Raw genomic sequence first — 2027 nt, forward strand, 5'->3', positions numbered from 1 at the left:
TCGTTGAATTCTACGGATGCGTTGGCACAGGGAATGAAGCCGCTGTTGATGATATGTCCTTTGTCGCCGAGTGCGTTCCAGAACCTTCTAGTATCTTCGGACTGGGTCTTGCAGGGGTATCCCTAATGGGATATACACTTCGCAAGAGGACATGCAAATAATTCTTGCGTGTCTATGAGCATGCACATAAACTAGTGGCAGCGGGAACTCGCTGCCACTTCTTTTTGCTAAACTAACTCCCTAAAGCTGGCCTTCGGTGGCGCGGACTTTGATGATCTTGTCGGCTAGTTCTTCGCTGACTTTAAAGCTCATGGTCTTGTGTTGGCGGGTAAAGCTGGAATAGCGTATTTTGTACTTTTCAAGCATTTGCGTTTGAGGCTGATTTACTGAGCAAGTATTTGGACTAGAATTTCATTAAATATACTTTAACTATGCTAATTCTGTCCGTTTTTCCCTCTCTCAAGCGTATTATATATACGTGATGCAGACAGGTCATCGCATACTTCTCATTATTACACTTGGAAGTAAGAACGTTCATAAACTAATGGCAGCGGGAACTCGCTGCCATCTCCTTTTGCTAAACTAACTCCCCATAGTAACCCCAAAGCTGGCTTTCGGTTGCTCGGACTTTGACGATCTTTCCTGCTAGCTCTCTACCAGCCTTAAAGTTCATTGTTTTGTTTTGACGGGTGAAGCCGGAATAGCGGCTTTTATCCTTATGGCTGACGCCTTCAACTAAGACTTCATAAATGTTGCCGACTTGTGAGGCGTTAATTTCGCATGAGATCCCATTCTGAAGCTCGATTAGGCGTTGAAGGCGCTGTGATTTGACTTCATTGGGGACTTGATCTTCAAATTCAGCAGCTTTTGTTCCGGGGCGAGGGCTGTAGGAGAACATGAAAGCGGCATCAAATCTTACTCGGCGGATAATATCGAGTGTGTGTTCGAATTGCTCATCGGTCTCGCCGGGGAAACCCACTATGATGTCGGTCGTGATCGCGATTTCGGGCGCTTGCTCGCGAAGTTTATTGACTATAATCTCGAATTCAGCGACGGTATAGACCCGCTTCATTATCTGCAGCATCTCATCATCTCCGGATTGAAGCGGGAGGTGGACATGCTCCATAACTTTGGAATTATCGGCAATCTGAGAAATCAGGTCATCGGAGAAATCACGCGGGTAGGGGGACATAAAACGAATACGTTCGATACTCTCGATCTCGGAAATACTCTTTAATAGTTGGGCGAATGGAACGCGTCCACCGAGTAGGTTCTTCCCATAAGAGTTCACCGTTTGTCCGAGAAGGGTAACCTCTTTGGCTCCTCGTTCAGCTAGAAGTCGAACTTCTTCTAAGATATCTTCCGTCGTTCGGCTTCGTTCTCTCCCACGGGTTGTCGGCACGATACAGAACGTACAAAACTTATCACACCCATATTGGATAGGCACAAACGCCTTCAGCTTGGCTACACGGTTTACTTTACGCTGAGGCACGTCGGTGACCACTCCGCCTTTGCGTTCTGGAAGTTCTAGCCGCAGCGCCATTCGCCGCGTTTGCCGAACGTCTTGAAGCAAAGCAGGAAGAGTTGAAATATTGGCGGTGCCGATGACGAAATCCACAAAAGGAGCACGCCTTTTAATTTCATCGCTCCGAAGCTGAGCCATGCACCCGCAAACGCCGATGATGAGATTTGGTTTGTCCATTTTCGCCAAACGAAGCTCGCCTAGAAGACTAAAGGCTTTATCTTCTGGTTTCTTACGCACGCTGCAAGTATTCAGAAGCACCAAATCAGCGTCTTCAACTGATGAGGCGGGTTCGTATCCCATCTCCTGAAGATAGAGCCCCATCTGCTCAGAATCCTCTTCATTCATCTGGCAGCCCCAGGTGACGACTTTATATTTTGGTTTTGGTGTGGTTTCCATATCGAAAGTCATTATAGCTTAACGCCGGAGGTGGCTTTCAGTTTTGGCGAAAGCTTAGGGGTGATTTTATGGCCAATTAACTTCCAATAAATGCCGAAACAAACCA

The 2027-nt window shown here is 47.0% G+C and carries 2 protein-coding genes; both read right to left on the minus strand.

The window, feature by feature from the left end:
- Positions 1-240: 240 nt before the first annotated feature.
- Positions 241-366: a hypothetical protein gene (locus WCO51_12940; GenBank protein MEI6514160.1), complete on the minus strand. Its 126-nt coding sequence runs from the start codon at positions 364-366 to the stop codon at positions 241-243.
- 211 nt (positions 367-577) lie between these two features.
- Positions 578-1933 (minus strand): tRNA (N6-isopentenyl adenosine(37)-C2)-methylthiotransferase MiaB, encoded by a 1356-nt coding sequence (miaB, locus tag WCO51_12945; protein ID MEI6514161.1) that lies wholly within the window; start codon positions 1931-1933, stop codon positions 578-580.
- Positions 1934-2027: the final 94 nt, after the last annotated feature.

This window comes from bacterium (genome assembly GCA_037131655.1).
Lineage (GTDB): Bacteria > Armatimonadota > Fimbriimonadia > Fimbriimonadales > JBAXQP01 > JBAXQP01.